The sequence below is a fragment of the Thiomicrolovo sp. ZZH C-3 genome, assembly GCF_054862725.1.
Map to the genome: position 1 here is coordinate 681,392 of NZ_JBTKXX010000001.1, position 27,000 is coordinate 708,391.

Consider the following 27,000-nt stretch of genomic DNA (forward strand, 5'->3'; position numbering starts at 1 on the left):
CCGCACGATACTGTAACCTCCTCTGATACCTCATGTCGGCGTTAGCCGGCATGATAGAAAAAGCCCCCGATTCCCAGCGTAAAGACAAGATTGCCGTAGAGGGAGTGCTCAATGGCGCTCATGGCGACGGAGCGGGTACGCAGATAGGTACGCATAAAGAGCAGCCCTCCCAGAAAACTCAGGATCATGGCGACAGGATTGCCGAATACCCCGTGCACAAGGGAAAAGAGCAGGGCGTTAAACAGGATGAGAATCCGCCGGTCGGCGATGAGGCGTTCAAACCGGTAAGTGAAAAAGGCCCGGAAGAGGATCTCCTGCGCCAGGGCGGAGAGCAGAGGATAGAGAAGCATCACCATCAGCCAGAGCCCGGAGTGCTCGACGGGAAACGCAAAAAGCCGTTCGGGGAAAATGATCCATACCGCGACACCCAATAATGTTCCCAACAGGGCGAAGCGGATAAGTATCCTCCAAAGTTCGCCGCCGTTGATATGCCATCGCAGCTGCGTGTCACCCTTTTTTCGCAGTACATAGAGGGCATAGAGCATGCCGAGCCACAACAGCGGCATCACGGCAAACTTCGGCAGCAAACCCGTGATGATCAGCAGCGGAAGCGCAAAGTAGAGCAGCACTGTCTCGAACAGGAGCCGGAGACGGGAGAAGATAACGATGTTTGTAAAGGGAGGCACGTCAGTTCCATTTTTCATCGAAAATTCTTTTGCTGTACCAGGGTGCCCTTTTCAGGGCACGTTGATGCCTCAAAGCAGCAGGGTGGCCGTGACGAAGTCGCTCTGCCCTCCGCCGTCATTGACCTGCTGGACACCGATGGTGACGGTACGGCCGGCACTCTGGGGGAGGGGGAGTGAAAGCGAATCGAACAGATGGTAGCTCTGGTAAGGGGATTGCGCCCGCTGCTCTCCGGGGACGGCTTCCGCAGCGAAATCACCGGGGGTGCCGTCAGCCCACCAGACGGTGTAAAGACCGGCAGAGAGCGGGTTGGTGAAGGTCAGTTTGATCATCGTACGGTTATAGAAATCGACGCCGAGGGGTTCGGCAATGAACGGCGGCGGAACCGTGGGAGTCACCGGGATTCGGACCGCCCGGACGGTATTGCCGGCGGGGCCCACTTTGCCAAGGGCCTTGAGGCGCAGATGGTAGGCCACGGTGTCGGATACCCCGTCGGGACCGGGGAGAGGATCGGGCACGTTAAGTTCGGTCGGAAGGGTTGCGGGGTCGAACTCTGCAACCTTCGTCCAGAGGTCGAGATGCGTCGGCATCTGATGGAGTTCGGCGGCTCCGGCGGGAAAAAGGGTAGTGCCGCCGTCTCCCGGTTCAAAGAAGACGTCGCTGCCCGAGACGCCCGTGACTTCCGCTTTGAACGGCGGGGCGACGAGGAATCCTCCCAGGAAATCGTCCAATGCACCTGCCCCGGCAACGGTTGTGCGGTAGCGGTTGGCGCCGACGTAGACCGGTGCGGATACCGTGACGGCTTCCAGACGGGGCTGACCCGCCGCGCCGCTTTTTTGCCGATAGACATGCACCTTGGCCCCGGCATCTTCTTTGATGACTTTGTCGGGCAACCAGCCGGGGAGCGCCGGCGTCTCCGTTTTGCGTATCAGGGTGGCGGTCCCGCCCTGATAGCGTGCTTCTACCAACGGCGGGGCCGGCGGTTCATACCCAAAGGAGAGGCCGTTCCACGGCGACCATGCACTGAAGCTGCTTTCGCGATCCCACGCATCGGTAGCGCAGACCCTGCAGCGGACCCAGACATCATGGAAAGGGACTTCCCGGCGCCGGGTCAGGTTGCCTTCGCCCGGCAGCTCATCGGGGAAGCGGGTACGGTTCTCGACACTCTCCTTCAGCAGATCGCCCCCGATGGAAGGGCTTTTTGAAGTCTCCTCTTCGAGCCGTACCCCCAGGGCATCTGCAGCCGTCTGCTGCCAGTGCAGGTTATAGCTGGCCTCGAAGACGGGTTTATCCGTTTTGGCGTCGATGCCGAAATGCACTTTGGGATCGCCGTAGAGGGGCACACCGGGCGCAGTCAGATCGGCAACGGGACGGGAGAGGCAGATGACGAGATTGCTGGGGCCGACCCGTTTGTCTTTTTCTCTGACGCGGTAGACGGCGGTCTTGCCCGAGGGTATCTTGTCGAGCAGCAGGTCGCGTTTGAGATCGTCTATCTTCGGCCACTTGGGCCGGGGACCGTCGAAAAAGCCGTGGCCGAACAGAAGGGCATGTTCCCATCGAAGGGCTGTCATCATCCCGAAGATCTCCCAGGGGGAGGCTTCCCCCTCTTTGAGATCGGCCGGGCCCGAAGCCTGACCTTCCTGTGCCGCCGTGACAAACTCGTGCCATTCCGCCGCATCGAGGGTCGTCGGTATCGAGCTGCGCGGCGCCACGGCTGCCAGGTCGGCATCGAGGGTCTTTTTGACACGGATGCGGGCGATCTCCTCAAAGGAGAGCCCCCGGTCATCGAAGAGGTCGAGGCTGCGGAAGTTTTCGAAACGGCTTCCCATGCCGAGCAGTTCAAAACGGTCCATGTCTGCCGCTTCGATCAGCACGGCTTCCCCGTCGGAGACGCTGCGTTCGGCCACGAGTGTGTCCGTCGCGCTATCAAATACGCGAAGCCGGGTCGTCATGCCGCGATAGGTAAATCGGACAGCCTGGACGGGGGCCGGCAGCTCAAACCGGCAGACAATCAATCCGTCGGGAATGATGTCGCCGTGCACGTTCCACCAGCTGGCGGGCACGCTAAGCAGTGCCGTTGATTCGCCGGGGGTTTCCGGTTTGCGGGGGGAGAGTTCGTCCATCCATGCCCGTTCCACGATGATGGTATCGGGCAGACCGAGAAAACCGCCGGAACCGTCCGGCGCCTGCAGGGGGTACGACCAGCGTAACCGGTGGCCTGTGGGTGCGTCGTCGACCCAACCGAGTCCTGTAAGATAGAGTTTCATTCCATGCCTCCTTTATCTGATACGTCGCTATCGAGCCCAACGTCGGGAGCGGACGTTTTCGGCACGCTTTTGGTTTCCGCTGCGGAGAGGGTGCGAATGGCACTTCCAAGGCTCTCCGGCAGGTCGGCAAGGCGTTTTGAGACTTTTTCAAGCTGTTTCACGGCGGAAGAGAATGCATCCAGTGCGGGCTGATCCGGCGTTTGAAGCGGCGGTGTCGGGTCGCCTCTGAGGCGCTCTTTGATCCAGTCGGGGTCGACCCGGGGGTCGATCAGGGCATCGATGATGTCCCATGGGATCTCGTAAATGACGGCAAGCCGTTCGAGCAGACCGGCAGGAATTTCGATGGGCGAGGCCGGCAGCGGCCACCGCTCCCCGAACGGCTGTATGAACGTCAGGGCAATCTGCTCGGTCGGGCCGCCGACGGCCGGTGAGGGGCGCAGGCGCGGCAGCCCCGGCAGCGTCGTGTCAAACCGGAGGGTCAAGGTATATTCGCCGCGGGGCAGCCGGGTGCGGTGCCCGGCCAGTCCCCCGACCAGGAATGCGGATGTGGCATCCGGACTCGGCAGGATTTCGACGGTCAGTTCAAGAGGATGGCGCAGCTCGTATCCGGTAGGGCAGTCGCCGCTCTGTTCGACATGTCTGATCTGCAGCGACGCTTCGACACGGCGCCAATCCACCGGTTCGGGTGTTCGGACCCACAGCGCCAAAGGACGGCCGCTGCCGTCGGTGACAGCCTCTATGGTCGTGCGCTCGACGGTATCATTGATCCCGTCGAGGATATCGCCGCTCCCGTCGTTGAACCGGGCGCCGGATGCCGCGGCGAATCGCGTGAAGCGCTCGGCACTGAGAGCGTCAAGGGGGGTGATCCACTGGGTCATCGCCGTCGGGAGGCGCCAGTTGACGGGCGGGACACTGAGCTCTTCGGGGTAGACAGGCTGGATCAGGTCGCCGCTGCCGATCCGTCGGTCGTTCTCGAAAACGGGGCGGAATGTTTCAGCGAAAGAGAGCGTTTTTCGTGCGAAAATCGGATCGACACGGTTTCCTTTCCGCACGGGGCGGTGGGGTTTCTGAGACGAAACGGGGATGATCGAAGGGCAGCATGCGCTTTCGGTGCGCCCGCCGGGGCCGTAGCGCACGGTGAGGCACCGGCTGTTCCAGTCGAGGTGCTCTGTAAAGGAGGCGAACATGGAGACGTAGCAGTTCCAGCCGTCGAGTTTCACCTCGCCGCGTTCGGGGTGCTCGAACGCAAGGGCCACCGCGGCCGGACCGCTTTGGGTCAGGAGGTCGGGAAGGACGATCTCCTGATCCGGCGAGACCGTGCCGCAGTGTTCCGCTATCCATTGACGCGACTGTCCCGGGAGGTAGGAGTCGCCGTCACCGTTCGGACCCGGAATAAGGTCCTGGACGACGGTCCCCCCGCTCTCCCAGACGATGCGCATCCGCAGCGGATTGAAGATCGCGTCCATATAGGGTACGAGAAAGCGGACTGCCGGACGGTAGTCCTGGTAAATCGGGAAACCGAAGCCGTACATCGTGGGGTTCCAGGGCAGAGATTCGTCAAAAAAGATCCGGTTGTCACCGATGGTGGTGGAGCGGATATAGGGACGCAGGGTTTCGGGGAAATCGATGTTGAAGGTATCGTTGAGTTCCCATTCGGTCGTTTTGCTGCTGGGCAGGCCCCCGCCGGGATACTCCGCAACGGAGGTGCCGGAGAGTGACACTTCGTACCGGCCCGGTGTCAGGACAACCTTCTCCTGCCAGTTACAGCTGCGTTGGCGTGCTTCGGTGTAGCGTACGGCATAGAGCAGCAGGTCGCGATCCTTGCTGCCGGACGAGATGACAATGGTCGCTTCGGGTTGCGGCAGCTGAATGGTCAGGGCCATCAGCTGCAGAGTGTCGTAAGGACTCCAGACGACATCCGATACGGTATAGACACCATATTTGGTCTCGATCCGCATTTTCCGATCGTATTCGAGATTTCCCACCAGATACAGGGTGATCTGCTCTACTTCGACGGGAAGGTCGGTTGCCGTGCGGAAAGCGAGTTCAAACCGTTCGCTTTTAAACACCCGGGTCGGCAGTGCCGGCTGGAACACCGTTTCAAGCGAGCCCATGTTCTGAATGGGGTCGACGAGCATCTCATTGAAACGCCGGGGATTGATGAAATGCTCCTCCGTGCCGTACCCGAAGTTCACTTCACAGGTACGCCCCGGGGTTTCATAGGTGCTCTCTATCGTATCCACGTGGGGGACGACCCAGGCAAAGGGGTCCTGCCCGTTGATGTGAAGCCGTGCGGTATCGCCGCCCGGTCCTGCCGCCCAAACCGCCTGGATACCGGCGACGGTCGTGCCCTGGGCGATGTCGGTCACTGTGAGGGCGTCCAGCCGGTGGGTGACGGTGTAGCCTCCCTCCGACGCGGCGCTGATGGCGGAGCCGACAACTTTGCCGGTCTGGTCGATGACGCGTGTGCTGAACGGTATCACGATCTCGGCATCAGGCCAGGCCCCGCGCGCTTCGGCATTGAACTCCCACTGCCGTCCGGTCAGGGCATGCAGCAGCGCCGGTTTCATCGCGCCGCTGTCCGATTCGGCCCCCCGCTTCCACGTCCCGGCTAGCAGCGGCGAGGCGACCGCAGGCGCTTCGGGCTCTTCATCCCCGAGGGTCAGCGTCTTTTCGCCTTTGATATCGGGAATAGGCCAGGGAAGGTTCAGTTTGTATTTGAACGTGACATCCAGTTCCGTCGGATCGGGCGTATGTCCCAGGACCTCCGCCGCGCCGCTCAGGGCAAACTTGAATTTCCACACTTTGAGCCCCAGCTCGCCCCAGATCTTGAACAGCCCTTCGAGCAGGACCGGGTTCCATCCGATGGTGGCGGCGACGGCCGCGCCGATCCGGGCGAAGAGGGTGATGATACTCCATTTCCACTCGCCCCCGATCGAGATACCGGCGCCGAAGGCCATACGGTAATTGTTGATCATAAAGAAGAGTTCGGCGCGGAGCAGGTCGGAGAGGATCTTTCCGCTGATCTGCTTCTGCTGGGTACCAAGGTTGATATACCAGGTGGTCGGGTTTTCAAAGGAGAAAAAAGCGTCGAGGACTCCGTTCGCACGGAGGAGATAGGTCTTCCCATCTTTGGGGATGTTGACCTTGACACCCATGCCGAGCGCCATGGAGGCCGAGGCAATGTCGACGACGATGTACCCTTCGACCTGCGCCGAGTCGCTGGAGATCAGCTTGCCCGTTCCGCCCAGGATAAAGACCGGGCCCGGGGTCAGCACCGCCAGACCGATCGGCTCGAGTTTGAGCACGTAGCCGTTGTCCGCCAGGGTGACCAGGTCCGTTCGGATGCCGACGCCCACGGCTGTCTGGTCGATGGGACCGGCCTGCCAGCGGTCGAGCTCCTTGTTCTTCGCCCAGCGGACATAATCATTGGCGGCCGGGTCGGTGACAGGCAGGCCGTTCTTTTCAAGACGGGCGATGAAATTGTAGGCGAAGTCGCCTCCCATCCCGGCGAGTCCCAGGCCCGTACTGCCCAGCGGGACGGGTGCCGGAAGGTCGACATCCAGCCCGATCATGACACCGCGGTCGCTCAGACCGCCCAGGAAGAGGTCCAGGCCGAAACCGGCCGGCTCTATTTTCAGCGCGCCGTGTCCCATCCAGACCCCGTCGTCGTAGCCCAGACCAAGCTGGGCGTTGAAGACCTTCTTTTTCCTGATCTTGAGGTCGCCCATGACGGTAATCCATTCGATGATGGTGATGGGAGAACCCCCGCTCATCAAATCGACGTCCGTAGAGATGATGACCTCCACACGCATAAAGACCGATTCCATCCCCTTGAACAGGGGAATGCGTCCCCGGATGAGAAAGGTGATATGGTCTATTTCCGGATCGGATGTGGCGGTATAATTTGTCACCCGTACCAGCGGTGAGGATGCCAGCGGCTTTTCGCTGCCGACTTCACTTGCAAGCTCTTTGAGCTTGGTTTCAATTTGCGTTTCTCCCCATGTGGCGATGTCCTCCCACATGTCTCGGAGAGCCTGCCAGATGATTTCCCTAAAAAGATTGTCAAGCCATTGATCCATCGTTCCCGCCCCTTTGCGTTTGCCTGCGTTCCGTTTGACGTTTCCCTAACGACTCCTACCGTGAGCTATGCCTTTTACGCCTCTACCGTATGCATACTAAAAAACATACATTCATATTAATAATTAAAAAGACGTACTAGACAATTCTACAAGTTGTAACTTAAAAGACACAACAAGATGCCGTATATAAGTATGGGGAGGCAAACGGCCGTGGTGTCGCCGGAAAGGGGAAAGGAGCTGTCAGCGCATTTTGAATGCCAGCGTGAAATCCTCGTAGTCCAGGTAGGTGAAGCGGAAAAAGAAGCTGTCCAGACGCTTACAGCACTTTGTAAAGATATTGGTAGACTCTGCTTTCATGTGTTCCATCATAGTACGCTTCTATTACCTCCGGGGGACAGATCCGCAACCGTTTGATAACATCTTGGGGAACGCAGTGATGATAGATGTCGGTTCTGAAAGGTGGCGAATCTGCTACCGGTGACGCTCGGCGATGCGGCGGAACTCCTCTTTGAGCGCGAGGAAGACGTCGACGATCTGCGGGTCGAAATGGCTCCCCCGGCCTTCGAGAATGATTGCTTCGGTCTGTTCGAAGGAGAAAGCCTCCTTGTAGTAGCGCCGGCTGATCAGGGCATCATACACGTCCGCCAGGGCCATCAGGCGCGCTTCGAGGGGGATGGCTTCTCCGGAAATCCCCTGGGGATAGCCGCTGCCGTTCCACTTTTCGTGGTGGGAGTAGGCGATATTGCGGGCGACGCGGAGCATGGCATTGTCATGGTAGCTGTCGATGGCGTTGTCGAGGATCTCTTTGCCGTACGTCGTATGGAGTTTCATCGTCTCGAACTCTTCGGGCGTCAGGCTACCCGGTTTTTTGAGGATATGGTCGGGTATGCCGACCTTGCCGATATCATGCAGCGGTGCCGTGTGGAAGAGCTGCTCGATGTAGTTCGCAGTGAGGGTTTCGTTGTAGGCCCCTTTCCGGGCCATCGCCATGGCAAGAAGTTTGACATAGTTTTTGGTGCGGATGATGTGGGCCCCGGTCTCGGTGTCACGGGTCTCCGCGACAAGGGCCATACTGTCGAGGGCGGCCTGGTGAGAGTGGCTGAGCTGCTCGTAGAACTGTTTGCGCTGGGTATAGCCAATGACGGCGATGGAGAGGGCCGTAATAAGGAAACTGAGGGCCAGGGGGGAGAGGAAATAGCCCGGTGCAATGTAAAGGGCATAGGTCAGGGCGGTAACGGCGGCGGCACTGTAGAGCAGCGTCATCGTACTGAAGAAGATGATGATCGAGAGGTAGCGTCTGTGCCGGAACATGAGCAGTGCTGCCATGGCACTCAGAAACGAGAGCAGCATGTTGAGCGGCGGGAAGATACCGGGTTGGGAGATGAGGTCGCCGTTCAAAACGTTCTCGATGAGCGTGGCGTGCATATAGATGCCGGGCAGTGTCTCCCCGGGGGCCACGGTATAACGGTCATGCAGCCCAACGGCTGTGGCGCCGACCAGCACGTATTTTCCCCGGATATCGGCGGGATCCACACGCCCGCGGAGGAGGTCGACGGCGGAGATGTGCCGGTAGGTGTTTTTGGGGTAGAAACGGAGGAGAACGTTGGCATGGTCATCGGTATAGAACCGATGGTCGCCGAGTACCGCCTGGAGGCCGTAAGGGGTGCCAATCAGCTGCAGGTTTGACGGGAAGCGCCCCGAGGTGAGCAGCATGGCCGCGGTGAGTGCGGCGACGGGCTCCTCACGGAAGCGCATGGCCAGTGCCATCCGGCGGAAAATACCGTCGCGGTCCGCATGGGCATTGATGAACCCGGTCGAACGTGCCTGGGTCTGAAGTTCGGGGATATTGCACAGGAGCCCGACACCGGTATAAAGTGTGTCAATCCCTTTTGCATCGATGTGGTAACCGGCTTTGTCAAAACAGGCGGCGGTATCATCCTCCGTCGTGTTTTTGAGATAGAGCGGCAGAAGCAGCGGCAGGCGGGCGATCGTATCGGCCAGCAGGGTGTCATTATTGTAAAGCTGCTCAGGGAGCCCCTCAATGTGCAGGGAGAGGCCGAAATAGTTTCGGTAGAACTGTATCAGCTCCTGCGGCGAGGTCCGGTCGTTTTCGGGGAAGATGATATCTGCCGCAATGGCGGCAGGCTTGTAGGTGCCGATCTGTTCGAGCAGCTTGGCCGTCAGGACCCTCGGCCAGGGCCACTGTCCCAGTGTTTCGAGACTCTCGTCGTCGATCTCGACAATCACCGTTGCGGGTTCGCCGAGCTGCAGCGGAGAGACGGCCGTCGCCATCCTTTTATAGAGGTCATACAGGAGGTTGTCGCTTTGCTGCAGGAGGGAAGTAGGGTAAACGGCAAGGTAGAAGAGCAGCGTCGTGACGGCGACGACGACGTAAAAATTCCGCATAGCGCTACCGGATCGTCATCTCGACACGGCGGTTTTTCGGTTCGGTCGTTTCATCCGGTGTCTGGACCTGGAGAAGGTACTCCCCCAGGCCGTCGGTCTGGCAGCGGCGCATCGCTACATGCTGCTGTTCGAGCAGCGTTCTGAGTGCCGAGGCCCGTTTTTCGGAGAGGGCAAGATTGTAAGACGCACTTCCCGTCGTGTCGGTGTACCCGGTGATGGCAACGTACAGGGGGCTCAGCTCCCGGAGCAGCGGAAGGATCAGGTCGAGATCGCGGCGCGATTTCGGGGTAAGATCATCGCTGTTGTTTTTGAAATAGAGGGTGAGGGTCAGCGGCGGAGGGGGAACCGCGGCGAAGGTGTCGGCGTCGTCGGCGTTCAGCGCCGCATCCGAAACCGTCTCAGGCGCGCTGGGCGCTTCCGAAGTGCTCTCCAGACTGGTGCCTTCGTAGGGGGTGTCAATGGTGACACTTCCGCCTTCGGTGGAGACGATGATGGCGTTTCGGCTGCTGTTGTTGTCCAGCAGGACGACATCCGTCCCGGAGGGTTTCATCACGAGCGCGGTGACAACAATGACGAGGGAAACAAGGAGGACTTCGACCATATCAGTGCACCTTTACGAAAAAGCGCGTACCCCGCACCCCGATGGTACCCTCGGGGACTCTGAACGTGACGGATTCGGGAGAGAGCTTGCCGATTTTTCCGGTCTCGACGATAGCGCTTCCTTCGTCCAGGGAGAGGTCGAAACGGTAGGCTTTTTGACCCGGGTCAAAAAGATAATCGTCGATTTTCAGCACACTCTTGTGTCCGAGGGCAACCGTGCTTCCGTCATTAAAAACAATGCTGAGGACACCCTTTTTGCCGGTAAAAAGGATGTCGCCGCGGTAGAGTTCCGCACGGTCTGTTTGCGGGGTGATAACACTGCCTCCCCGGCGGATACCGACCTCGTTCTTTTGGCTCTCCAGTACGGCAACGGCTTCGGCGGACCAGAGCTGAAGAGTTAATAGGCTGAGAAGTAGGGCGCGTTTCATCGGGTCACCTTAAGCGGGGGACATTTTTTATAGATTGTATGACAAATTGTGTGTAATTGTCAATCTTATGTTCCGAGAGAAGAGCGATAAAGGATATGGTATATGTCTGGGGAGATAGCAGAATCGGTGAGCGAAAGACGTTAATGCCGAAAGAGATAGAAAAAGAGTGAGAGCACGATGCTGATGATGATCATCGAGGTGATGGGGATGTAGATACGGGAGTGTTCGTTTTCAATGCGGATATCGCCGGGGAGTCTGCCGAACCAGTTGAATAGGCCCGGTGCAAAGTGCAAGAGAAGGCCGACGGCAACCAGCACGATGCCGGCGAGGATCAGCCATTTCGCCGTCATAGGTTGACCGCAACCTTGTAGGTGGGGTCAGTGACCTCGTAGGTGCAGTGCGGGCCGGCGGCTTTAAGCAGCTTCTTGCAGTCTTCGCTCAGGTGCCGCAGGGTGAGCTGCTTGTTGGCATCCTCGTATTTGCGGGTGATCGTGTCGATCGCTTCGACGCCGGAGGCGTCCATGACGCGGGCATTGCGGAAGTCGATCACGACGCGCGGGGGGTCGCGGTCGATCGTAAAGGCGTCGAAGAAGCTCGCCGTCGAACCGAAGAAGAGGGGGCCGTCAAGTTCATAGACTTTCGTGCCGTCCGCTTCGACCTGGCTTTTGGCGTAGATGCGCGCATGTTTCCAGGCAAAGACAAGGGCGGAGATGATGACGCCGGAGATGACGGCGATGGCCAGGTCCTCGACGATCGTGATAAGCGTGACGGCGACCATGACAAAGGCGTCGGAGCGCGGCATATGCCGGATATGGCTGAAACTGCTCCACTCAAAGGTCCCAATGCTGACCATGAACATAATGCCGACGAGCACGGCAATGGGGATGACGTTGAGCACGTCGGTGAGCGATGCAACGAGCACCATCAGGCCGACGGCGGCGGTGACGCCAGAGAGGCGGCCGAGACCGCCGGAGGTGTAATTGATGATGGACTGGCCGATCATCGCACACCCCGGCATCCCGCCGAAGAGTCCGCAGGTCATGTTCCCGGTCCCGAGCGCGATGCACTCCTGGTTGCCGCTGCCGCGGGTGCCGCTCATCTCGTCAAGCACCGCCAGGGTCAGCAGGGACTCGATCAGGCCGACAAGGGCCATGATGACAGCGTAGGGGAGAACGACGAGGATCGCCTCCGGGTCAAGGATGAAGTCCGGAATGTGGAATGAGGGAAGGTGCCCTTTGAATTCGGAGAGGTTCGCCATGTCGCCGACGGTACCGGTCTGGAGGCCGAAGAGGTAGGCGATGAGGGTGAGCGCAACGATGGCGATGAGGCCTGCCGGTACCGCTTTGGTGTAGCGCGGCAGCACGAACATGATCAGCATCGTGATCGCGACGAGGGTATACATGATGACGCCTTCGCCCTCAAAGAACTTGAACTGTGCTGTGGCGATGACGATGGCCAGGCCGTTGACGAAGCCGTACATTGCCGGCTGGGGGACGAGGCGGATGAATTTACCCATCTTGAAGACGCCGAAGAGGATCTGGATGGCCCCCGTCAGCAGGGCGGCGAGGGTGACGTACTGAAGCACGCCCCAGGCCAGCGCTTCTCCGCCCATTCCCTGGGAACGCAGGAGTCCGGAGACTTCCAGGGTTAGCCCGATAAGCACGACGGCGACGGAGCCGGTCGCCCCGCTGATCATGCCGGGCTTTCCGCCGATCAGTGCCGTGATGAGGCCGAGAATAAAGGCAGTGTAGAGGCCGACGATGGGGCTTACTTCGGCGATGAAAGCGAAGGCGATCGCTTCGGGCACAAGGGCAACGGCAACGACGAGCCCGGAGAGGACGTCGTTCTTGATGTTATCGGTACGGTAGTTCTGGAGGTTGAACATCAGGCTCCCTGCAGGCTCTCGAGCTGGTCGAGGATCTTGCGTTGTTTGTTCTGGGCGTCGACAAGGGCTTCGCGGTTGGTGGCGACGACCTCTTCAGGCGCGTTGGCGACGAAGCGCTCGTTGTTGAGCATGCCCGCCAGTTTGGCGATCTCTTTTTCCAGCTTTGCGTTCTGCTTCTCCAGCCGGTCGACGATCGGCGCGAGGTCGATGGAACCGGTCGGGATAAAGACCTCGACCTTCTCCCCGACGTCGCTGACGGCGTTTTCCATTTTCTCTGTGACGAAACCGACCTTCTCGACCTTGCCGAGACGGCAGATGTAGGCATCCATCGCTTCGGAGGTCTCGGCATCGGTTTTGACATAGGCCTCTTCGATCTTCTGGTTGCCCATGTCGATGAGGGTTTTCGCGCGGCGGACGGTGACGATGGCATCCATGATGACGTCGAACATCGCTTCGATTTGCATATCGCGTTCGCCCGCTTCCGGATAGCGGCTGATCATGATGGAGTCGCCGCTTTCAAGCGACGTGCCGGAGAGCTCGTGGTAGAGGTACTCGGTCATGAACGGCATGAACGGGTGCAGCAGCTTCATGGACGCTTTGAAGATGGCACCCAGTTCCGGTACGCTCTCCTTGCTGACCTTGGAAAGCTCGATACCCCAGTCGCAGAACTCGTTCCACAAGAAGCGGTAGAGGACCGTCGCCGCATCGTTGAAACGGTACTCGTCGAGGAATCCGCGGGTTTCGACGACGGCGGCGTTGAAGCGGCTCTGCATATAGCGTCCCAGGTCGGTTGTGACCGTGATGTTCTCCAGGTCGTCGAAGGTCTCGACGTTCATCTGGAGGAACTTCGCCGCGTTGTAGAGCTTGTTGGTGAAGTTGCGGCTCAGTTCCAGTTTCTCTTCGCTGAGGCGGATGTCGCGTCCCTGGACGGCGAGGACGGCCAGGGTAAAGCGCAGGGCATCGGCGCTGTATTTCTCGACCATGTCGAGCGGGTCGATGACGTTGCCCTTGGACTTGGACATCTTCTGACCGTGTTCGTCGCGTACCAGGGCGTGCAGGTAGATGTGGTCGAACGGCAGTTTGCCCATGAAGGTCTCGCCCATCAGCATCATCCGTGCGACCCAGAAGAAGAGAATGTCAAAGCCGGTGATCAGCAGGCTGTTCGGGTAGAAGTTCTTGAGGTCGTCGCTTTCGAAGAGCTTGTCCATGACCGGATCACCGTTGCCCCAGCCCAGGGTCGAGAAGGGCCAGAGCGCCGAGGAGAACCAGGTGTCGAGGACATCCGGGTCCTGAACGATGTTCTTGGAGGAGCAGTGCGGACACGCTTCGGGTTCCTCCTGCTGCGTCGCCCACTCGTGGCCGCAGTCGTTGCAGTAGAAGACCGGGATGCGGTGGCCCCACCAGAGCTGGCGGGAGATACACCAGTCGCGCAGATCGTTCATCCAGGCGTTGTAGCTGTTGATCCAGTGCTGCGGGAAGAACTTCACCAGTCCGTCGTTGACCTTCTCGATGCTCCCTTTGGCCGTTTCAGCGCGGACGAACCACTGCTTGGAGATGTAGGGTTCGACGACGTTCTTACAGCGGTAGCAGTGGCCGACCTGGTGGACGTGGTCTTCGATCTTCTCAACGAAGCCTTCCTCTTCGAGGCGCTTGACGATGACCTCGCGCGCTTCAAGGCGTTCGAGCCCTTTGAACTCGCCCGCGAAGTCGTTGAGGATACCCTTCTCGTCGAAGACGGTGATGAATTCGAGGTCATGGCGCTTGCCGACTTCGTAGTCGTTCGGGTCGTGCGCCGGGGTGACCTTGACCATCCCCGTTCCGAACTCCATGTCGACGTGCTCGTCGGCAATGATGGGGATCTCGCGGTCGATGAGCGGCAGTTTCAGTTTTTTCCCGATAAGGGCCTTGTAGCGCTCGTCATCCGGATGGACCATGACGGCCGTGTCCCCGAAGTAGGTCTCCGGACGGGTCGTGGCGACGACGATGTGACCGCTGCCGTCCGCATAGGGGTAGCGGACGTGGTAGAAGTGGCCGTTATGCTCTTCGTATTCGACCTCGATATCGGAGAGGGCACCGTCGTGGGTACACCAGTTGACCATGTAGTTGCCGCGGACGATAAGCCCTTTGTCGTAGAGGTTGACGAAGGCTTCCTTGACGGCGGATTTAAGCCCCTCGTCCATGGTGAAGCGCTCGCGGCTCCATGCCGGGGAGACGCCCATTTTGCGTAACTGGCCGACCATGATCCCGCCGGACTCCTCTTTCCACGCCCAGACACGCTCCAGGAACTTCTCGCGGCCGAGTTCTTCTTTGGTCGTTCCCTCTTCGAGCAGCTGTTTCTCAACGACGTTCTGCGTCGCGATGCCCGCGTGGTCCGTGCCCGGCTGCCACAGGGTCTTGTAGCCGTCCATCCGCTTGTAGCGGACAATGATGTCCTGGAGGGTGAAGGTGAGGGAGTGGCCGATGTGCAGGCGTCCGGTGACGTTCGGCGGCGGCATCATGATGGCGAAGTTCTTGTCTTCTTTCTGGATGGCTTTGTTCCCGTCGATCTCAAAATAGCCGCGTTCTTCCCAGATAGGGTAGAACGCCGACTCGACGGATGAAGGATCATAGCTTTTTTTTGACATGGATGTCCCCGTATTCTGCGCTTGTTTTGTTCAGATTTTGAAATGAATGAAGGCGCTTAAATTTTAGGCGGATTATAGCGAAACGGAGGTAAAATGCCGGACTCAACAGCGTAAAGCCGTCACCTTGACAGCCGAATTTTCCCGCATCTCACCCGTAAGAGCGAAGTCTACCCGCAAAGGACAGCAGTGCCCCTTTCCCGTCTCAACGAAGAACAGTACCGTGCCGCGACGGCACCCTTCGGCCATAACCTGATCATCGCCTCCGCCGGTACGGGAAAGACGTCGACGATCGTCGGGCGGATCGCGCACCTGCTGGGGCAGGGGGTGCAGCCCCACGAGATCCTGCTGCTGACCTTCACGAACAAAGCGGCGGCGGAGATGGTCGAACGTGTCGCTTCCTTTTTCGGCACGGAGAAGGCCGGGCAGATCGATGCGGGTACCTTCCATGCGGTAAGTTACCGCTGGCTCAAACGGCAGCAGGGCAAGGTCGTTCTCAAGCAGCAGCGTGAGCTTAAGACCCTCTTCCGCAGCGTCTACGAAAAACGCAGTTTCCACCACCTGGAGGGGGAGAACGAACCCTACGGCGCCAACTACCTCTACGACCTCTACTCCTACTACCAGAATACGGAGATGGACAAGAGTTTCGAGATGTGGATTGCAGAGAGGCAGGAGGAACATGACCGTTTTGCCATGATCTATGCCGACATCATCGATGAGTTCGAGGAGCTGAAAACCCAGTACGGTTTTTTGAACTTCAACGATTTGCTCCTGCAGATGCGTAAGCTCTGCGAACGGATGGAACTGGGGTATAAAGAGGTGCTTGTCGACGAGTACCAGGACACCAATGCCCTGCAGGGGACACTGATCGACGCTATGAGCCCGCCGTCACTCTTCTGCGTCGGCGATTACGACCAGTCCATCTACGCCTTCAACGGGGCGGACATCTCCATTATCGGCACTTTTTCGCAGAAGTACCCCGACGCCGACGTCCATACCCTCTCGAAGAACTACCGGTCAACGGTTCCGATCCTCTCCCTGGCGAACAAGGTCATTGCCAAGAATGAACGCATCTATCCGAAACAGCTGGAGGTGACCCGTGATCATGTGGCACCGCCGCCGAAGCTGCTCGTCTACGACGAACTGTTCGAGCAGTATCACGGCATTGCGGAAATGATCGGCAAGAGCGTAACTGAGCCTGAAGAGATCGCCGTCATCTTCCGCAACAACTCCAGCGCGGACGGGATCGAGGCGGCACTGCGGGAGAAGGGGATAGCCTGCCGCCGGCGCGGCGGGGTCAGTTTCTTTGATGCCAAAGAGGTGAAGTTTATTCTCGATATCTATACACTGCTCGTCAACGAGAGCGATATGATGGCGTTCATCCATGTGTTCGAACATGCTAAAGGGGTTGGAAGCGCGTTGGCCAAGGAGCTCTACGTGGCGCTGCAGTTCCTCGGTGGAGGATCGATGTTGCGGGGGCTCTATACACCCGACCTGAAGATTTCAAATCCCTTCGAAAAGCGGAAACTGAATCACCAGTTGGGACTCTTCGATGATTTTCTTGAACTGGGACATGCCGGACGTTTCGCCGAGGTCATCAGTGAAAAGAAACTGCTCAAAAATCCAGTTTTGAAGCATCCGAAACTGACCAAAGACGGCGCCAGAATGCTTTCACAGTTCTATACACTGCTGCAGGCGATCAAAAACCTCTCCCGACCTCAGAATGTCGTGCAGAAGATCGCATCCTCCGAACTGTATGCAACGGTGGCAGAACAGCTGGCCGTCCGGCGTGCCATACTGCCTGACGGTCAGGTCGATGCGAAGCTTAAAACGGAATCATTGGAGCGTATCCGCCGTAAACCGGCGGTACTTCAGGAACTGGCCAAGCCCTACAAAGAGCATGAACGCTTTCTTAATGCGATGATCCTGGGCTCCCAGGACCTGACGCAGGGCGAGGGGGTGCATCTGCTCAGTATCCATGCGTCCAAGGGACTGGAGTATAAAGAGGTTTATGTCATCGATTTGATGGACGGGCGTTTCCCCAACCGGAAACTGATGGGAAGGGGAGGGAGCCTGGACGAAGAGCGGCGGCTCTTCTATGTAGCGGTGACCCGCGCCAAGGATATACTCTATCTCAGTTTTGCCAAATACGACCGGATCAAAAAAGCACAGTTTGTTCCATCGATATTTCTGTATGAGGCCGGTATGTTAAAAGAGGATGAAGAGTACAGAATGCTTGTGAAAAAAGAGGAAGCTAAAGAAGAGAAATAAGAAGACGCTGCAAAGCGTCCTCTTTCAGATCAACGGCCGTGGACGGCGTCGTTGAGAGACCACATCGGCAGGAAGATACCGAGGGCAAGCAGCAGGACCATTGATGCAATGATGAAGAGCATGATCGGCTCGATCGCTTCGGCAAGACCGTCGATGATCTGGTCGAAACGCATCTTATAATAGTCTGTGACCTTTTCAAGCATCGAGTCGAGCTGACCCCCTTGCTCACCTGCAGAGATCATCTGGATAATCATATTCTCAAACAGGTTTGTATCTGCAAGCCCTTCACTGAGAGAAGCTCCCTTTTCAACGGCCTGTCTTACGGTCAGAAGTTTCTCCTGCAGCGGAAGATTGTCGATCATGGCAACGGAAGTTTCAAGCGCGTCGGCAATAGGAATCCCCGCTTTGACAAGTGCGGAGAAAACCAGTGTAAAGCGGTTGAGTGTCGAATACATGATCAGGTCTTTGATCAGATAGACTTTGAGTAGAAGCTGATGCCATCGGAATCTGAATTCACGATTCGTATTGAGCATATATCTGAATATGATAAAGATGACAATAAGACCTGCAAGGACATAGGGACCGAAGTTGTTGAATAGATATTCCAGTTTCAACAGAATGATCGTCGGCAATGGCAGATCGGCATGGAGCTCTGCAAAGATCTGTTTAAATTGTGGAACGACATAGGAGATCAGAATCGTAAAGGCAACGGCCATGGCGATCATGACGTTACGCGGATACGCCATCGCTTTTTTGAACTTGATGACGTTGCGTCGGATCTCTTCGAGCATGTCGGCGAGCTGATAGAGTGATTCAGCCATATTACCGGTCTGCTCTCCTAGTTCAACCATTGCCAGAGTGAGACCACCAAGCTGAAAGCGGAAATTTTCCATGGACTTGGACATACTTGAACCCGAGTTGATATCTTCAGCTACGGAGGAAAAAATCTCTTCAAGGACGGGGTCGTTTGATGCCCGTGCGATTTCGTTCAACGCATCATGGACTGAAATACCCGCATTGGTCATAACGGCAAGCTGGCGGATTGCCGCAATCAGTGAGTCGGGTTTGACTTTTTTCTTTTTGACACTGCCGATAAACCGCTCTTTGAAATATTTGAGCTGGTCTTCTAAAGGCGCTGCACCCTCCATAACATTGACAACGATACCGGGGTAACGGACTTTGGCAATATACATTGCCTCTTTTTTACCGTCGGCATAAAAACCGTGCTGGACTTTTTTCCCTTTGGAAAGGACTGTTGCGAGATAGTATTTCATTCTTTTGCCACCCTCAAGACTTCTTCGATAGTTGTTTTGCCTTCGACGACTTTTTTCATCCCATTTTGGAACATACTAACAAAACCTTCCTGAATCGCCTGTTTCATCATCTCTTCTTTGGATGCGCTCCTGGCGATCATACTGCTGAGTGTTTCCGTAATGGGAAGCACCTCACTGATCATCTCCCGTCCGAGATAACCGCTGCCGTTACACTCTTTGCAGCCTTCCCCGTGGTAGAAGATCGTATCCGGCGGAATGTATGCCTTATACTCTTTCAGAACGGATTGCGGAACCTCAAGCTCTTTTTTACAGTGCGGACAGATCTTCCGGACGAGACGCTGTGCCTGAACGGCAACGACGGCCCCACTGATAAGGTAGGGCTCGATGCCCATATCGGCCATACGGGGCAGGGCGGAAATGGCATCGTTGGTATGGAGGGTCGAAATGACAAGGTGACCCGTCAGTGCCGCCTTGATAGCGATCTCCAGGGTCTCATGGTCACGGATCTCACCGATCATGATCTTGTCCGGGTCCTGACGCAGGATCGAGCGCAGGGCCGCGGCGAAGGTCATACCAACCTGCGGATGGACCTGAACCTGCTGAATAAGGTTCATACGGTATTCAACCGGGTCTTCGACCGTAATGACTTTGTCCTCGACGTTACGCAGTTCGTTGAGGGCGCCGTAAAGTGTCGTGGTTTTCCCCGATCCGGTCGGACCGGTAACCAAGAGAATGCCGTGGGGCTTTTTCAGTGCCTGGATCAGCTTTTTGTATCCGTCCGTATCCATACCGGCATCTTCCAGCCGGATAAGTGCTTTCTCCTTGTCGAGAATACGCATAACGATCGATTCGCCGTAGAGAATCGGGAGGGTTGAAAAACGGAAGTCATACTCACGGTCCCCCACCATGGCGGAAAAACGTCCGTCCTGAGGTTTTCGCTTTTCGGCGATATCGAGATTGGAGAGGAGCTTGAAGCGTGAGGAGAGCGGCGGATAGATGTCCTGGTCAAAGATAAACATCTCTGCCAGTTTTCCGTCGACGCGTGCCCGGACGACACAGTTGTTCTCCGTCGGTTCAATATGAATATCGCTGGCACGGCTCTTGATACAAGTCTTTAGAATAACGTTGATCAATTGGAGGATCGATGAGGCGTCTTTCTGCTCTTCGGGTGAACCGATCGTGTTAAGCTCTTTACGGATATTGTCAACAAGACCTTTGACGCTGCTTTTGATGTCGATTTTGAAGAGGTAGGACTGGATCTGTTTACCCGAAGAAATGGCAACCTGCAGCGGTTTGCGGGGGAAAACGCGTTGAATAGCTTCCTGCGCATCGATATTGAGTGGGTCGGCAAAAGCGACTGTGATACTCATATCACTCTCCGCTACCGGAAGAGCATTGGAACGTTGCAGCAGGTTCAGCGGCACCCGTTCTGCCAGACGGTAGTCCATATCGATAGAATCCAGGTCGATATACTGGATTTCCAGGACTTCCGCCAGATACTCTAAGACGGCTCTTTCGGGAAGAAATGGATACTGTTTGAGAATCTCCAGGTCATATTTGCCGGCCCGGATCTGTTCAACGACGAAACGTTTGACAAAGTTGAGGGACACTGCCCCAACTTTTGTCAGTGTTTCCAGCAAAATCTCCTCTTTGACCCCTACTTTGACCAGACGGTCGATCTGTGTCTGAGAGATATGCTTTTTTTCCAGAAGATCGTGTGTAATTCTATCCACTACGGATTGCCTTTAACGGTAAATATGCTGTTTTGTTAATATTGTATCATAATATTCCGTGATGCCCAGACGGAGTGATTGACTGGAACGTTCAAGGAAAAGTTTGTAACTTCGACGGGGATTTTGCGGGTCTGTCAGGATATAGTCATTGCCACTTTTTACATATTGGTTTGCACTGAACAGATCAAAAACCCGGGAGATCAGATGCTCTGATGTCGGCAACTTCAGACCTGTCAATTGCATATCATTCTCCAGCGCGTTGACCAGCAGGTTTTTTTGCAACAGAATTGCCGTTAAATACGTGGCATTTTTTCGTGCTTCTTTGGAATGCTTCATCATGATGATGATTGGCATTGCCAGCCGGTCAATGCGGTCGGCCTCAAGGCAGGAAAACGCATAGAGCGAAACAAAGCGTTCATCCTGTTCATGCCTGTGCAGTGCCTTAACACCCTGGTTACAGGCCTGCAGGTACTGGCCGTTTTGGTAGAGTGTATAAAGTTGACTGTTGTCAGAGGCATGGAGCAGTATTGAAACGAGGCTCAGAAGTGCAACCAGTCGCCTCATTCCATTGTTCCCTTTTCCATCTGATCAAGAGTGATTTTGGCCTTGACGGAGCTGCTCTCTTGCATGTAGCTTCTGAGGGTTTTGATGGCCATCTCTTTTTGATCCATTTTATAAAGCGATTTTGCAAAAATCAGCCATGAATCTTCGATGGTACTATCCAGTTCATTGGTGATCAAAGCATAGTTGTATGCCTGTTGGTAATTACCGATATGATAATAGCGCTTGGCGACAAAAAGACTCAAAATGGGGTTTTTACTCTTTTTGAAACGGGCGATGACATCCTGAATATCTTTCATGTCGTCATCGCGAAGGATCGTCATCCCCTCAGATGATGGTGAATTATCTGATTGAGCACGGGATGGTTCGAGGGGCGGAGGAGTGCTTCTGCGTGTTGAAGAGGCCTGGATCCCCGGTAAGGTTTCAGCGTTTTTGACAGGAACATCTATCGGCTGTATCTCCTCTTTTGGAGGTGCCGAAATGACTGGAGCCGGAGCAGGTGCCTGATATGCCGGTTTCTGTTGGACTGGCAAGGCGGACTGATAGCTTGCTTGCGGTTGCGGCTCTTGGGTATTGACATGGGAATAATAGTCCATGACGTCTGATTCGAACTCATGCATGAACCCCATGGAAGGCGCCAGTTTCAGGGCCGGCTGCTCTGCAGCGACTTTTTGCACCGGCGCAGGCTGTGAGGCGTTGAGCTCTTGTCCCTGTGCAGTAACAGTCTGGCTAGATACGGTTACTGTCGGTGCTGTCTCTTTGGGTGCGGCCGGGGTCGGTATGACCGCCTGCGGTTTTGATGGTGTCGGAGTTGACGGTGACAGGAGTAAATAGCTCGCAGCAACGATGAGGAGTGCCGCGGCACCTCCGCCGACAAGGTACGGGAGCTGACGTGTCCGTCGGTAGCGCTTCCAGCGCTGTTCAAGTTCCGGAACATTAAGCATGGATGAACCCCGTTTCAATCCCCGCCATTTCAATCATTTTACGATTGACAGCCGTATAGTTGATCTGTGTCGGCTGATTCTCTTCATACCATGATGCAATACTGAAAAGGGCATAGAGTAACTTGTTCGTGTTACGGTAGTTACCGTCAGTCATTGCATGAATCCATCGAACATTTTTATCATTGAACATATTGGCGACATCGAAACAGTTCGATCGGAGCAGTTTCTTTTGAATATAAATCTTCAGTTCGGATGCCGAAGCGTTATGAAGCTCCTGCGCTTCCCAGATACGTGTCTGGAAATGTTCTTTAGCGATGATGTCCTCTTTTTCTGTTTTATGCAGGGAGATAATGAACTTGATCTGGCGCGTATCGGAGATCAGTCGGATCTTCTCCAAAAGTTCCGAAGAGTACATCTGCGCTTCATCAAGCATCACAACAGGCGTTGTGTCGAAACTGTACTGTTCAGACAGCTCATTGAAACGGGTAAATGCCATAGGCTCATCTGAAATATAGTTATAAACATCACGTGCCAGTGAGCGGAAAAATGCATCTTCATCGGTAATGGGCGTCTGATAAAGGACAATCTTCTGTCTGTCGTGCCGCTCTTTGTAGATACGGCTGAGCATCATACTCTTGCCTGTTCCGGGTTTCCCAAAGAGCAGAATCATTTTTAGGGGTTTTTTTATGGCTTCCATAAGGGATTTGTAGACGATCGCGACGCGATCGAGCTGCACATAGGCATTCGCGTCTACGACATCGATAAAGACCTCTTTGGAAGCGTCAAAGAGGTTGTTATTCTGCATTGGCCTCTGCAGCTGTTTCTTTCGGTTTCAGGCCGGCATCGCTGTCGGTAAACTTGGTGTAGCCAAGATCAGAAAGGGAGAGCGTATTGTTCTCTTTCTTGATAATGTGCGGCTCGATCACGATGACGAGTTCCGTCGTATCGATCGCTTTCTCTTCGTACTTGAAGAGATAGCCAAGGCCCGGAATATCGCCAAGCAGCGGTACTCTGTTGGTATGCATACTTTCGGATTTGTCGATCAGACCCCCGATAATGATGCTGTTGCCGTCTTTGACCGTCACAACAGATGCGAGCTGGCGGCGGTCAAGATCCGGCGGCATGGAGCGTTTCTGCTGCTCGATCTCATCGCTGCTGAGCTTAATCCTCGTCTGACTGACGGATGGATTGATCTTGAGGGTGATCGTATTGTCATTGGCAATCTCCGGAGTGATGTCGAGCAGAACACCGGCAAAGATGGAGTTGACCTCTTCATTCTGTGTTGTCTGTGACGTCCCTGCTGAACTACCTGCAAGGATCTGGGACTGCTGGATCTTATAGAAGTACTCTGTACCGACGGTAATCAGGGCCGGCTGGTTGTTCAGTGTCAGTACTTTCGGATTGGAGATGGCATCGACATCCCCTTGTGTTTTAAGGAACTTCACCAGTTCGGTAATCGTATTGCCGCCGGTGAGCTTGAGCAGTGATGCAGGTCCGGAATAACCACCGGCGCCTCCTGTCAGAATATTACCCGTTGTATCAAAGGTGGAGACATTCAGGGCGTCGAGCTTGTCAACATGGAAAGAGAGGTTCTGCAGTGCATAGATCTGCGACCAGTCAATACCGGTTGAGCTGCTGTCGTTCAATGTGACGGCCATCATACGCACGTCAATCAGTACCTGATACTGAATCTTTTTTTGCAGCTCTTTGAGATACTTTTCAAGACGCTGCTGTTGGCGAACGGTTGCCGTGACAGTAACAAGTCCTGCGTTTTTGTTGACAATCGGTGCTTCCGCTTGGTAGAAGTCCGTCGGACGGTTCAGGACGCGCTGCAGTTCAAGGTCCAGTTCTTCCCAGAATTTGACTTCATCCAGGGATTCGATCTTGATCCCGGAAGTGTTGTTCTGTGTAAACTGCATCGAGCCGCCGCCGAGGTCGGTTCCCTGGCCACCACCGCCACCAGAACCGCCGGATTGGCTGTTGCTGCCTCCAGTAGCCTGGGAGCTGCTGAGGAGAATGTCAGTGCTGCCGATACTTTTACGTGCACTGATAATATAGTCGATATTATACGTCTGTGTCTCGATAAAAGAGATCTTGAGGATATTGTTCTCCAGTGTATAGTTGAGATTGTTGTCAACCAGGAGAATATCAAGGACCTCATTCAGCGTCAGGTTTTTCAGGTTTGTCCGCTGTAGACGCTTTGACATCTTCTTTTCAGCTTCGTTATCACTGATGATCAACGTGAGTTCGCACTCGTTGCTCAGTTGATCTACATACTTGGAGATTGTCATACCCTTCGCTCCGCTAATGGAAAAGAGTTCATAGGTACAATCTGCTGCCTGTACCGATGCAGCCAACAGCACTGCCGCGGCAACCGAAGTGAGTGACTTGTTGATTTTGTGGAATGGAGTCATGTTTTTCATCGTCTTTTCCTATTTGGCGTTGATTTGGATTTTAGGGTTCTTCTTCTTCAGCGTCAGGGTTACTTGCTTCTTTTTCTTTTGAAGCATAACACTGTCGCGCTCGATCTTCGTGATAACGTACCCGTAAATGGTGTCGTCCTGCTTATACCATTTACCGTCAATCAGCGCTGAGCGGCTGTTAATGACGGACTCAAGGGTCATGTATCTCCGCGCAGGGCGTTTGACATAGGTTCCCGTTCCCTTTGCCTTTGCAGGCTGGTTGAGGATGAGTTGTGCCCTAAACGGATCTCGCAGTCCGTACAGTGCACTGGAGTGCACGCCTTTCCGGGGCGGTTTGATCGCCGCAATCTCTTGATCGACCCATTGCATATCCGGCTGGACACCCTCCTGGGCGAGAGCGATCAACGGTAGGATAAGGAGTAGTAGCTTCGTTTTCATTAGTAAGTAATCCCCCATACAGATGAGTTGACGTCGAGCTCCAGTTTTTCCTTCGCTCTGAGGTCAAGACCGTGAAGGTCGATGACAAGATCACTCTGCTCCATCGCATTGATGAATTTGAGCATATTGTCGAATTGACCACTGGCATAGACTTTAATGTCCAAAACGTGACCGAATTTCTCTTTTTCCAGTGCGCGCTTATTGCTGAGTACCGCAAGCTTGATGTTATACTTTTTGGCATTTTCGGAAATCGAGTCGATATATTTACCCCAAGCTTCTTCATTATAGAAGAGTTCGGAGATCTGGCTGATTTTGAAGTTGATGTACTCGTTTTTCTCCTGCGTAGCAACGGTCTCCATCTTAATGGCTTCAATCTGAGCTTCGATCTGACGAATTTCACTTTCAGGGTGCATGGCCAGATACTGCTCATCTGCCCGGAGTTTCTGTTCAACGGCAATACGTTCTTTTTTTACCTGTTGGTATTCTCGTTCAGAGCTTTCCCAAAAGAGCAGGTATGAAAATGCTACAAGCGCTACGAAGATCAAACCGTAGATCATGTAGACTTCACTCTGTTTCTTACTAGCGAAAGACTGATCTATCGGGTATAGGTATTGTTCAAGATTGAATTTCATTTCAGTACCACCTTCAAGTCACCGCGATAATAGGTCTTGTTTTCATCCAATGCGATCTCTTCGATATTGTAATGGAAACGCTGGGTACGGTGCTTCGTCATAAATTCGACCAGATCAGTGATCTGTTTGTCTTTTTTGGCCATCACAAGCAGACTGAAAGATTTTTCATTCTCGTTTTGGTTATAGGAGATCTTTGAAACACCGACGTCAAAGCGGTTCAATTCCCTGGTCAGGGAAGCCATCATCTCTGCCTTCATGGGGTAATTGACCTTGACGTCGTGAATCTTGATCAGCGTTGCTTTGCGTTCCTCAAAGAGTTCAACCTCTGCGTCCAGCAGTTTCTGTGCTTCAGCTTTTTGTGCCAGTTTGAGATTGATCGTCTCTTCACGCGTTACTTTGATAGCATGGGTCTCGCGGTACTGCTTCTCCAGCAGCGCTTTGCGTACGCTTTCGGCATATCCCATCGTCCAGTAGGTGACGGGATAGGCAAATGCGACGACGAGGGAGAGTGCCGTAACGGCAAAAAGTTTACCGCTGTGGCGCTGGAAGAACGGGGGCGGACGGTGGTAAATGGAGAAGTTGACGTCGTAACGCGCCGCTTTGTCTGTGCGCGCATACAGCTGCATCAGCTGGTGGATCTGGTCAATGTAACTGTCCGTCGCAAATCCGTAGGAGAAGTCAAACGATTTCGCCTCGAATCCCAGGTAGGTCTGGCAATACTCGTCTACGCCTGCAATGGACCCGATCTGTGAACCGATGTAGATCTCCTCGATCGTTTCGATTTCATAGGCACGCTTGGCGTAATTGAGGACATCGTTGATATGCAGGAAAAGCTCGCCGAAGAGTTTGATCAGATATTTCTGATACTCCGGGTTCTGTGTCGCAAGCCCTTCGGTTGCCAGCAGTGTCTGGAAGTCGGCAAGGTCGATCTGCTCCCCCAGAAGTTCGCAGAAACGCTCATGCATATCACGGAAAGAGTACTTCAAGCTCTTCGTATAGACAAACTCCTGCTCGTTGTAGAGCGTAAAGAAGGCGTCGTTTTCCTGGAAATAGATGTAACAGTGGGCACCGTAACCCTGCACGATCTCATGGCTGTAAAGGGTTTTGAGCAGCAGCGGAACCGGGACAATCTGGTCGACATACTGAAGGTCGGCAACCGTACGTTCAAAGGTCTCGTCGATGACAAGCGGATCGACGATGAAAACATGGAAGGTGCGTTCTTTCGCACTCCCGTCCGTCGGCACCTCGATATAATCGATCGTATATTCGATCGCCATGTCAAGGGCGAGCTCTTCATAGGCCTTGGTCTCGATGACAAATGCAAGGTCATCGTCCGGGATATTTTTGCTTACACCGATCTGTGCCGTAATGAAGCTACTCGTGTTGAGATAGGAAATCCCGTACTGTTTCTTACCGTACTGCGGGTTTTTGGAAACGCTTAACTGGTTCCCGCTCCCCAGGTAGTAGGTGTGATTGTACGGGTTGTTCGAGAGGACCGTATCAAAAACCTGCTCGTTAGAATTGTTCATGTCGCAAATCCCTGTTCTTTTTGGACTGTCCGGCAGCCATATCATGATGGGTGTTTGCTATCTCTAGATAGCCGGGGGAATCCGGAATTCCACACCAATATTTCACCGCATTCATTTTATAAAAACATAAAACAACGTAGACGTATAACATAAATTGTTATCGTTCTGAAGTTTCACACATTTTCATTGTAGCCCAAGTAAACTTAAAAATTTTCTTATATG

19 protein-coding genes are annotated in these 27,000 nt (G+C 55.0%); 1 reads left to right on the forward strand and 18 read right to left on the reverse strand.

Features of this window, described 5'->3' with window-relative positions; translation table 11 throughout:
• Positions 1-41 precede the first annotated feature (41 nt).
• From ACXWTF_RS03515 to ACXWTF_RS03555, 9 genes are all read right to left on the reverse strand, one after another.
• The gene (locus ACXWTF_RS03515; RefSeq protein ID WP_461713627.1) at positions 42-704 is read right to left on the reverse strand and encodes a CPBP family intramembrane glutamic endopeptidase; all 663 of its coding nucleotides are present in this window, start codon (positions 702-704) and stop codon (positions 42-44) included.
• 51 nt (positions 705-755) lie between these two features.
• The gene (locus ACXWTF_RS03520; RefSeq protein WP_461713628.1) at positions 756-2,951 is read right to left on the reverse strand and encodes a hypothetical protein; all 2,196 of its coding nucleotides are present in this window, start codon (positions 2,949-2,951) and stop codon (positions 756-758) included.
• On the reverse strand, positions 2,948-7,033 hold the full coding sequence (locus ACXWTF_RS03525; protein WP_461713629.1) for a hypothetical protein: 4,086 nt from the start codon (positions 7,031-7,033) through the stop codon (positions 2,948-2,950). Before ACXWTF_RS03525 ends, ACXWTF_RS03520 begins: the two co-directional genes overlap by 4 nt.
• Before the next feature lie 471 nt (positions 7,034-7,504).
• Positions 7,505-9,439: a CHASE2 domain-containing protein gene (locus tag ACXWTF_RS03530; protein WP_461713630.1), complete on the reverse strand. Its 1,935-nt coding sequence runs from the start codon at positions 9,437-9,439 to the stop codon at positions 7,505-7,507.
• Positions 9,440-9,443: 4 nt separating this feature from the next.
• Complete coding sequence (locus tag ACXWTF_RS03535; RefSeq protein ID WP_461713631.1) at positions 9,444-10,040, reverse strand: OmpA family protein; 597 nt, start codon at positions 10,038-10,040, stop codon at positions 9,444-9,446.
• A gap of 1 nt (position 10,041) precedes the next feature.
• Positions 10,042-10,467: a FecR family protein gene (locus ACXWTF_RS03540; protein ID WP_461713632.1), complete on the reverse strand. Its 426-nt coding sequence runs from the start codon at positions 10,465-10,467 to the stop codon at positions 10,042-10,044.
• 140 nt (positions 10,468-10,607) lie between these two features.
• The gene (locus ACXWTF_RS03545) at positions 10,608-10,817 is read right to left on the reverse strand and encodes a DUF2905 domain-containing protein (protein WP_461713633.1); all 210 of its coding nucleotides are present in this window, start codon (positions 10,815-10,817) and stop codon (positions 10,608-10,610) included.
• Positions 10,814-12,352, reverse strand: a complete 1,539-nt coding sequence (locus ACXWTF_RS03550) for a SulP family inorganic anion transporter (protein WP_461713634.1) — start codon at positions 12,350-12,352, stop codon at positions 10,814-10,816. The genes ACXWTF_RS03545 and ACXWTF_RS03550 overlap by 4 nt, the downstream gene beginning before the upstream one ends.
• Positions 12,352-14,976, reverse strand: a complete 2,625-nt coding sequence (locus ACXWTF_RS03555) for a valine--tRNA ligase (protein WP_461713635.1) — start codon at positions 14,974-14,976, stop codon at positions 12,352-12,354. Before ACXWTF_RS03555 ends, ACXWTF_RS03550 begins: the two co-directional genes overlap by 1 nt.
• A 186-nt stretch (positions 14,977-15,162) precedes the next feature.
• On the opposite strand from ACXWTF_RS03555, the gene ACXWTF_RS03560 reads away from it, so the two are divergent.
• Positions 15,163-17,244, forward strand: coding sequence for an ATP-dependent helicase (locus tag ACXWTF_RS03560; RefSeq protein ID WP_461713636.1), 2,082 nt, complete (start codon positions 15,163-15,165; stop codon positions 17,242-17,244).
• A gap of 29 nt (positions 17,245-17,273) precedes the next feature.
• Here the strand turns inward: ACXWTF_RS03560 and ACXWTF_RS03565 are convergent, their stop codons facing one another.
• The 9 genes from ACXWTF_RS03565 to ACXWTF_RS03605 are packed head-to-tail and all read right to left on the reverse strand — an operon-like array spanning position 17,274 to position 26,778.
• The gene (locus tag ACXWTF_RS03565) at positions 17,274-18,518 is read right to left on the reverse strand and encodes a type II secretion system F family protein (protein WP_461713637.1); all 1,245 of its coding nucleotides are present in this window, start codon (positions 18,516-18,518) and stop codon (positions 17,274-17,276) included.
• Positions 18,515-20,251: a GspE/PulE family protein gene (locus ACXWTF_RS03570; RefSeq protein ID WP_461713638.1), complete on the reverse strand. Its 1,737-nt coding sequence runs from the start codon at positions 20,249-20,251 to the stop codon at positions 18,515-18,517. The genes ACXWTF_RS03565 and ACXWTF_RS03570 overlap by 4 nt, the downstream gene beginning before the upstream one ends.
• Positions 20,252-20,263: 12 nt before the next feature.
• Entirely contained in the window at positions 20,264-20,815 is a 552-nt protein-coding gene (locus ACXWTF_RS03575; RefSeq protein WP_461713639.1) for a hypothetical protein, read from the reverse strand.
• Positions 20,812-21,756 (reverse strand): hypothetical protein, encoded by a 945-nt coding sequence (locus tag ACXWTF_RS03580; RefSeq protein ID WP_461713640.1) that lies wholly within the window; start codon positions 21,754-21,756, stop codon positions 20,812-20,814. Before ACXWTF_RS03580 ends, ACXWTF_RS03575 begins: the two co-directional genes overlap by 4 nt.
• Complete coding sequence (locus ACXWTF_RS03585) at positions 21,749-22,561, reverse strand: AAA family ATPase (protein WP_461713641.1); 813 nt, start codon at positions 22,559-22,561, stop codon at positions 21,749-21,751. The genes ACXWTF_RS03580 and ACXWTF_RS03585 overlap by 8 nt, the downstream gene beginning before the upstream one ends.
• Positions 22,551-24,179 carry a pilus (MSHA type) biogenesis protein MshL gene (gene mshL / locus ACXWTF_RS03590; protein WP_461713642.1) on the reverse strand — a complete coding sequence of 543 codons (1,629 nt, stop codon included), beginning with the start codon at positions 24,177-24,179 and terminating at the stop codon, positions 22,551-22,553. The genes ACXWTF_RS03585 and mshL overlap by 11 nt, the downstream gene beginning before the upstream one ends.
• Before the next feature lie 9 nt (positions 24,180-24,188).
• A complete protein-coding gene (locus tag ACXWTF_RS03595) occupies positions 24,189-24,617 on the reverse strand; it encodes a hypothetical protein (protein WP_461713643.1) in 429 nt (142 codons plus the stop codon).
• Complete coding sequence (locus ACXWTF_RS03600; RefSeq protein WP_461713644.1) at positions 24,617-25,249, reverse strand: hypothetical protein; 633 nt, start codon at positions 25,247-25,249, stop codon at positions 24,617-24,619. Before ACXWTF_RS03600 ends, ACXWTF_RS03595 begins: the two co-directional genes overlap by 1 nt.
• Complete coding sequence (locus ACXWTF_RS03605) at positions 25,246-26,778, reverse strand: hypothetical protein (RefSeq protein WP_461713645.1); 1,533 nt, start codon at positions 26,776-26,778, stop codon at positions 25,246-25,248. The genes ACXWTF_RS03600 and ACXWTF_RS03605 overlap by 4 nt, the downstream gene beginning before the upstream one ends.
• Positions 26,779-27,000 lie beyond the last annotated feature (222 nt).